Below are 7,524 nucleotides of genomic sequence, written 5' to 3'. Positions count from 1 at the left end.
CGGATTTTAAAATACGATGCTGCGGCTTTTGATCCGAAGAAAATCAAATTTCCCCGCGCGTAGCTATAAAAGTCGGGCATAAATGCCCGACCTACGGTTGCTCACAATACCAACCAACCTGCAAACCCGACAAGGCCGTCTGAAATCCTGCCAAGCAGTTTTTCAGACGGCCTGAGACCTTTGCAAAACTCCCTGAAAAACCACTGTACCAAGAATCGACGTCATTCCCGCGCAGGCGGGAATCCATTTTTCAGTATGGCAAACTATTCAATAAAATAAGTTTCTGAAATTTTAAGATGGATTCCCGCCTGCGCGGGAATGACGGTTTTTTTGGTTTTTATTGGTGGTTCATGAGGTTTTGCAAAGGTCTCTAACTGTGTGTGGCTATATGACACCAATCTACAATCCGATAAGGCCGTCTGAAATGCCGAATCCTACTTTCCCCCTCCCCACCCGCGCCCGCCCCAAAAGCGACCGCCTTGCATTTGAAATCTTATCGGTAGTCGACGAAATCCCTGCGGGGCGGGTGGCGACTTACGGGCAGATTGCGCGTTTGATCGGGCGGGAGAAAAACGCGCGTCTGGTGGGGAGCGTGTTGGCGAATGCGGCATTCTACGGGCGCTATCCCTGCCATCGGGTGGTGAACGCGTCAGGCAGGCTGGTGCCTGGCTGGGCGGAACAGGCCGAGTTGCTGCGTGCGGAAGGGGTGGAACTGAAAGACGAAAACCATGTCTGCCTGAAGCGGTATCTGTGGGATTGTTAGACGGGTTAAACGGATATTGGCGGAACGGGGCAAAAGGCCGTCTGAAAAAGAAGTTTCTGTGAAGCTAAAACGGATTTTCAGACGGCATTGTTGTGTTTGGCAATGGCGTGCAGGCCAGGGCGTACCTGTGTTAATCCTGCCTTGCTTTGGGGCGTGGCAGGTAAGCCTGTTATCTGTTGTGTAATGTAGGCCGTCTGAAATGCTTTTTAGCTTCGCAGCAACTTCGTTTTAGCTGCGCAGAAACTTTGTTTTCAGACGGCCTTTGCCGTATCGTGTTAAAATCGCCGGTTCGTTTAATTTGTTAAGGAATACATGGAGATGGAACATCCGTCGGTAGGGTCGCCGCTGTTTTACAGTGTGTTTTTTGTGGCGGTCATTATTATGATTGCAATCGATATGCTGTCGTTGAAGAAAAGCGGGGCGCACAAGGTCAGCGTTACGGAGGCGTTGACTTGGAGCTGTGTCTGGGTTGCCGTGTCCTGCGCGTTTGCGGGCTGGCTGTATTTCGAGCTGGAGGGTAATCCGGCATACGGCCATGCGGTGGCGAAGGCGAAGGTATTGGAGTTTTTCACGGGCTATGTGTTGGAAAAATCGCTGGCGGTGGACAATATTTTTGTGTTCCTGATGATTTTCGCCTATTTTAAGGTGCCGCCGCAGTTTCAGCACCGCGTTTTGCTCTATGGGGTGTTCGGGGCGATTGTGCTGCGTGCGCTGATGGTGTTTGTGGGCGCGGTGCTGGTGCAGAAGTTTGAGTGGATTCTGTATGTGTTCGGCGCGTTTTTGCTGTACACGGGCGTGAAGATGATCCGCTCGGGCGGCGAGGGCGAAGAGGAAGAGGATTTGTCGAAGAACAAGCTCTTGAAGTGGATTCGCAGGCATATTCGGGTAAGCAACGATTTCGACAGGGAGAAGTTTTTTACCGTTGAAAACGGCCGCCGTATCGCAACGCCGATGTTTTTGGTGCTGATTATGATCGAGATGAGCGACGTGATTTTCGCGGTGGACAGTATTCCGGCGATTTTTGCGGTAACCACCGATCCGTTTATCGTGCTGACGTCGAACATTTTTGCGATTCTCGGCCTGCGTGCGATGTATTTTCTGCTGGCGGATGTGGCCGACCGTTTTGTGTTCCTGAAGTTCGGCCTGGCTTTTGTGTTGAGCTTCATTGGTATTAAGATGCTGATTATGCACTGGGTGCATATTCCCGTGGGCGTGTCGTTGTCGGTGGTATTCGGGGCGTTGGGCGTTTCGGTTCTGACGTCGATGATGTACACGAAGCAGAAGCGGAAAGACGGTTTGGAATAACCGGATTAGGTAGGCTGTAATTATCAGGCCGTCTGAAAAAGATTTTTCAGACGGCCTTTGGTTTTCAAATCGTACGCCTATCGGATTGTGGCTTGGCTGCTTTCAGACGGCCTTGTTATGAGTCCGACGGTGTTGCCGATGATGTTTTTCTTCGGGATGACGCTTGAGCAGATTGGGCAAAAAACCGCCCCGTTTTGCGGAGCGGTTCGGTTGTCCTGCTGTTTCAGACGGCCTTAAGCAGTTGTTTTGCCGCGGTAGATAAAGTATTTGAGCGTCAGCGAGCAGGCGATGATGACGGCGGGGATGGTGAGAAAGTTGGCAACGGTGGAGAAGTTCCAGCCCGCATCAAGCATCCAGCCGCCTGCATAGGAGGCAATTACTGCCCCAAAACGGCCGATACCGTGCATCCAGCTGTTGCCTGTGGCGCGGGCGGTTAGGGGAAAGAAGTTGCTGGAAAGCGCGTTCATGCCCGTACCGCCGCCGTTGAAGGCTGCGCCGATGTAGAAGGCTGCAAGACACAGCAGCAGGTATTGCGGACCGAGACCGCTCATTACTGTCAGGACAATTGCGCCGCTGATATAGGAAATCATCAATACGCGGTGTTGTTCAAATTTGTCCATAAACCAACCGAGCAGAATAGAACCTAAGGGACCGCCGAGTTGGAACATCGCAGTAATAATGGATGCCTGTTGGATGGACATGCCCGATTCTTTAATCATGGTCGGCATCCAGCCGCCCAAGAGATAAACCAGAAACAGATGGCTAAAATAGATGATCCATAATAATACTGTGCCGAAACGGTAATGTGGGTTGAGGATGGTTTTAACCGAATTTTCGCCGCTTTGTACGGTGGTGGCGGCAGGGATGGTGAAGGTGCTGTGTTCGGTGGTGCTGCCGGGAGCGCAGGCTTCGACGATTTTGCGGATTTGTGCGCGGTCGCCGCCTTTATGTACCAGAAAGCCGATGGATTCGGGCAATTTGGCAATCATAAAGACGCTCAGCAGAATCGGTACGACACCGCCGAAAACAAACACGCTTTCCCAGCCCCACTTCGGAATCATCCATGCGGCAAGAAAACCGCCGCCCGCCGCGCCGACGGTAAAGCCCGAAAACACGATGGTAACGAGCAGGGCGCTGCGGCGTTCGGGCGAATATTCCTTAGCCAGCGTGGCAACCATCGGCATGATGCCGCCCATGGCGAAACCTGCGATAAAGCGGAAGATAAAGATTTGAGTCAAGGATGATGCGAATGCAACCAACAGCGTAAACAATCCGAAAGCAAATACGCTGACAATCAGTACCTTGCGACGACCGAAACGGTCTCCCAAAGGACCTGCGGTCAATGCGCCGAATGCCAGTCCCCATGTTGCGGCACTGATAGCGGTGCCGAGTTGTGAGTTATTGAGATTCCACGCTTCTTTGAGCGACGGGCCGACAAAGCCCATGATCACGACGTCGAAGCCGTCCATGACCACAATCAGGAAGCATAGGAAAACCACCAGTTTCTGATACAGGCTGATTTCGCGGCCGTCGAGCAGCTCGCGCACGTTGATTTCATGGTTTTGCGACATGGTTTTTCTCCTGTGGTGTCGTCTTTTTCTTGTCGGAAACGGGTGCGGCAATGGCGGGGCATTGCTGCCTGCCGGTGCCGTTTTCAGGCGGCCGGAGGCCGTCTGAAAACCGTTTCCGTGTGCAAATCAGTATTCGATTCTGGCCACTTCGCGTAGATGCTCGGCGGTGGTGGACGGCAGGCCGAAGTATTCGAGATACACGGGAATCTGTTCGAACAGCATATCCGTGCCGACCTGAACTTTGCAGCCTTTGGCTTTGGCCGCGGCCAGAAATGCGGTGGTTTCGTCTTTCAGCACCACTTCGCCCACGAACGTATCGGGGGAAATGCGGTTTACGTCCATCGGCATCGGGTCGCCTTCGTACATGCCCATCGGCGTGGCGTTGACCGCCAAATCGAAACCGTCGGGGTCGTTGCTGCCGGTTTGCACTTCCAGCGCAGGATAATGCTGTTTCAGACGGCCTGCCAGCGCTTCGGATGCGGCGGCATTGACATCGTATAAAGCCAGCTTGGACACGCCCGCCGCCGCCAGCGATGCCGCAATCGCACAGCCCACGCCGCCGCTGCCCACCACCAGCGCTTTTTTGCCTTCGGGAGTGAATCCTTTGCGGCGGATGCCGCGCACAAAACCTTCGCCGTCGAACATATCGCCTTCAAGCTTCCCGTCGGCAGCGCGCCGCACGGCGTTGGCCGAACCGGCGATTTGGGCGGTGATGCTCAGGCGGTCGACCAGATTCACGGTGGTTACTTTGTGCGGCATGGTAACCAGCGCGCCGATCACGTTTTCGCAGGTAAACACGTTTTTCAGGAAATCGGGATAAACGGGTGCTTGGGAAGAAAACGGCACCACCAGCGCATTGATGGCGGCCTGTTCGAAATAGGGGTTGTAAATCATCGGCGATTTGAACGTGTGCGTCGGATAGCCGATGTGGGCGATGACTTGGGTCGAACCGTTGATGTTCATGAAGATTTGCTCCTTTGAAGTATCGGGTGTGTTGCGCCGTTTCAGACGGCCTGTCGGCGGAAGCAGGCTACATCTTACTACACGGATGATGCAAGGCTGCCGTTTTGTTTTTGTTTTCCGCAATGGTTTTTTTTAAACGGTGTTCCGGCAGCGGGGTTGCCGTTTTCGTCCGTTTTGTTTTTTTAGGGCGTAGGGGTGAAGGCCGTCTGAAAACTACTTGCGTCCGTCCCAAACCGAGGCAGAAACCAGCACTTCGCCGCGCATCAAATTGCGCGCCGTGCGGATAAGTGCCGCACCGCTGACTTTTCCGGCGGCATCCGTTTCCAATGCCACGCTGAATTCCCCGCTCGGATGTTCCACCGACAAGGCCGACACATCGGCGGCATCGGCCAAACCGTCGGCGGTGCTGCCCTTCATCACGCAGGCCGTCGCCACCGTAACCGCCGCCAATACGCCCACCGCATCGTGGCAGACGTGCGGGATAAAGCAGCGCGTATGCACCGCGCCGCCGTGCAAGGGCCGGTTGAGCAGGCACATTTTCGGATAGTTTTTGGCCGAAACGTCGCCCAAGCCCATTTTCAATGCCGCTTTCAGGCGCAGTTCTTCCAACACGGTTTTCAACTCCGCATCCGCATTCAGATCCGCCACGCTTTCATAAGCCGTGCGCCCGACATCCGCCGCCCGCACCAGCACCATCGGCATGCCGTTGTCGATGCAGGTGGCTTCCAACGCGCCGATGCCGCCGATGTCGAAAACATCACGGATGCTGCCCGTCGGCAGCAGGCTGCCCGCCACCGAGCCTTCGGTATCGAGAAAACGGATGCGCACGGGCGCGGCCGTGCCGGGTACGCCGTCAATCCGCGCATCGCCGTCGTAATTCACGGTGCCGTCGGGTGTTTCTACGGTAATGTCGCTCAACATCCCCGTGTTCAGCGTCAAAACGCGCACGGTCGTTGCACCGCCCTGCGCCCGAATCAGGCCTTTTTCCAGTGCAAACGGTACGACCGCCGCCAGCATATTGCCGCAGTTGGGCTTGGTATCGACGGTGTCGTTGTCCGGCTGGAGCTGGGCAAACAGAAATTCCAAATCCACGCCCGTTTGCGTACTTTTGCCGACGATGCCCACTTTGCTCGTCAGCGGATGCGCGCCGCCCGCACCGTCAATCTGGCGCGGGTCGGGCGAACCCATTGCGGCCAGCAGCACGCGGTTGCGCGCTGTTTCGTCGGCGGGCAGGTCGTCAACCGCAAAAAACAGGCCTTTCGAGCTGCCGCCACGCATCAGCATGGCAGGCACGGCGGTTTGGGCGGGCATGGCGCATCCTTTATCGGAGATTAAAGCAGTGATTCGATTATTGTCGGTAAAAAAAGGTTTTTAAAGCTGCTATACTGACTACCAGCTATTACAAAAGCGCATAGTGCCGTCTGAAAAACCGTTTTTCAGACGGCACTGTGCGGAAGGATACGGATATGGATTTAAAGCAGCTCAAATACTTTGCCTGCGTCGCACGGCTCGGCAGCTACACCCGCGCCGCCGACGTCATCGGCGTGGCCCAGCCCGTACTCAGCCGCCAGATACGGCTGCTGGAAACCGAGCTGCGGCAAAACCTGCTGTTGCGCCACGGCCGCGGCGTATCGCTGACCGAATCCGGCAAAGTGATGCTCGAACACTGCCGCATCATTCTCGAACAGGTCGATTTGATTCAGGAAGATTTGTGCGGCAGCAGCGGCCGTCCCGGCGGCCAGATCACGCTCGGCCTGCCGCCCACCATCACCCGCCTGCTGTCGCTCAAAATCATCCGCCGTTTCAAAGAACGCCTGCCTGATGCCAAACTGCGCATCACCGAAGGGCTGTCCGCCCAACTGCAAGACCGTCTCCAACAAGGCCGCATCGACATCGCGCTGCTCTACAACCCGCCGTATTCCGCCGCAACCGACACCCGCCTGCTCTACGAAGAAAACCTGCAACTCATCGCCCCAAAACAGGGCGGCAGGCTCAATCCTGACACCCCCGTCGAAGCCGCGCAGTTTGCCGATCTGCCGCTGATTGTGCCGTCCGACGCCAACACCTTCCGCCTGCTGATCGAACAGAAAATGGCGCAGCACAACATCACACCCAACATCGTGCTCGAAATCGACAGCGTCGAAACCATGCTCCAACTGGTTGCCGAAAACATGGGCTACACCATCCTCTCGGCCCATGCCATCGAACTGATGCACCACCAGGCCAACGTGCAGGTCGTCCCCATCGCATCGCCCCAATTTACCAGCCGCCTGTTTCTCGCCACCCCCGCCAAGCGGACGCTCACGCGCACGCAGAAAGAAACCTGCATCCTGCTGGAAGAATTGTGCGCGGAACTGGCGCTGGGGAACACCGAACCGTCGGCAGGGTAGGGCGGGGAGGAGTCATTGGTTCTCGGCTTAAAGGCCGTCTGAAAAACATTCCCGTAGTTTTCAGACGGCCTTTAAAGTTGCGGGCGGTTTGTACCGTGATTGTCCGCCGTTGCGTACGGTTACGCCGCTTGGGGCGGCTAACCGTACCTACGCTTTATCCGCCGTATTCCGAGACCGCTTGGATTCTGGATTTCAAACACAGATTCCCGCCTGCGTGGGAACGACGGCTGTTATGGTTTTAGTTGCCGATGCCGTCTGAAACGGCGGAACAATTCGACAAAGTATTGTTCTGTTTGCAAACAAGAAAATTGATACGGCAGACGGATTGCCGAATGTAGGTACGGTTAGCCGCCCAAAGCGGCGTAACCGTACAAGCCGTGGTTTGTGTTTTCAGACGGCGGGTCATGAGTATCCGAACCGGGATGGTATTTCAGACGGCCTTAAATTCGGGCGGTTTGTACCGTGATTGTCCGCCGTTGCGTACGGTTACGCCGCTTGGGGCGGCTAACCGTACCTACGCTTTATCCGCCGT

At 55.6% G+C, this 7,524-nt stretch carries 6 protein-coding genes; 3 read left to right on the top strand and 3 right to left on the bottom strand.

Going from position 1 to position 7,524, the window contains the following annotated elements; all coding sequences use genetic code 11:
* Positions 1-388: 388 nt before the first annotated feature.
* Both ACEYDX_RS05380 and ACEYDX_RS05375 read left to right on the top strand, forming a co-directional pair.
* Positions 389-763, top strand: a complete 375-nt coding sequence (locus ACEYDX_RS05380; protein WP_373741003.1) for an MGMT family protein — start codon at positions 389-391, stop codon at positions 761-763.
* Between the two features lie 318 nt (positions 764-1,081).
* On the top strand, positions 1,082-2,068 hold the full coding sequence (locus ACEYDX_RS05375) for a TerC family protein (protein WP_373741002.1): 987 nt from the start codon (positions 1,082-1,084) through the stop codon (positions 2,066-2,068).
* Between the two features lie 233 nt (positions 2,069-2,301).
* On the opposite strand, the gene ACEYDX_RS05370 is transcribed toward ACEYDX_RS05375, so the two are convergent.
* The 3 genes from ACEYDX_RS05370 to ACEYDX_RS05360 form a co-directional block, all read right to left on the bottom strand.
* Positions 2,302-3,639, bottom strand: coding sequence for an MFS transporter (locus ACEYDX_RS05370; protein WP_373741001.1), 1,338 nt, complete (start codon positions 3,637-3,639; stop codon positions 2,302-2,304).
* A gap of 126 nt (positions 3,640-3,765) precedes the next feature.
* On the bottom strand, positions 3,766-4,602 hold the full coding sequence (locus tag ACEYDX_RS05365; protein ID WP_373741000.1) for a shikimate dehydrogenase: 837 nt from the start codon (positions 4,600-4,602) through the stop codon (positions 3,766-3,768).
* Between the two features lie 213 nt (positions 4,603-4,815).
* Positions 4,816-5,913 carry a 4-oxalomesaconate tautomerase gene (locus ACEYDX_RS05360; RefSeq protein ID WP_373740999.1) on the bottom strand — a complete coding sequence of 366 codons (1,098 nt, stop codon included), beginning with the start codon at positions 5,911-5,913 and terminating at the stop codon, positions 4,816-4,818.
* A 155-nt stretch (positions 5,914-6,068) separates the two neighbouring features.
* On the opposite strand from ACEYDX_RS05360, the gene ACEYDX_RS05355 reads away from it, so the two are divergent.
* Positions 6,069-6,992 carry a LysR family transcriptional regulator gene (locus tag ACEYDX_RS05355; protein WP_373740998.1) on the top strand — a complete coding sequence of 308 codons (924 nt, stop codon included), beginning with the start codon at positions 6,069-6,071 and terminating at the stop codon, positions 6,990-6,992.
* Positions 6,993-7,524: the final 532 nt, after the last annotated feature.

The organism is Neisseria sp. (assembly GCF_041804105.1).
Classification (GTDB): Bacteria; Pseudomonadota; Gammaproteobacteria; order Burkholderiales; family Neisseriaceae; genus Neisseria.
The sequence above is the reverse complement of the archived record's forward strand: the minus strand, read 5'-3'. Positions and strand labels throughout refer to the sequence as shown.

Bases quoted from the DNA above. Each gene is read 5' to 3' on its own strand.
- ACEYDX_RS05380 (WP_373741003.1), top strand. From the start codon at position 389: ATGACACCAATCTACAATCCGATAAGGCCGTCTGAAATGCCGAATCCT.
- ACEYDX_RS05375 (WP_373741002.1), top strand. From the start codon at position 1,082: ATGGAACATCCGTCGGTAGGGTCGCCGCTGTTTTACAGTGTGTTTTTT.
- ACEYDX_RS05370 (WP_373741001.1), bottom strand. From the start codon at position 3,639: ATGTCGCAAAACCATGAAATCAACGTGCGCGAGCTGCTCGACGGCCGC.
- ACEYDX_RS05365 (WP_373741000.1), bottom strand. From the start codon at position 4,602: ATGAACATCAACGGTTCGACCCAAGTCATCGCCCACATCGGCTATCCG.
- ACEYDX_RS05360 (WP_373740999.1), bottom strand. From the start codon at position 5,913: ATGCCCGCCCAAACCGCCGTGCCTGCCATGCTGATGCGTGGCGGCAGC.
- ACEYDX_RS05355 (WP_373740998.1), top strand. From the start codon at position 6,069: ATGGATTTAAAGCAGCTCAAATACTTTGCCTGCGTCGCACGGCTCGGC.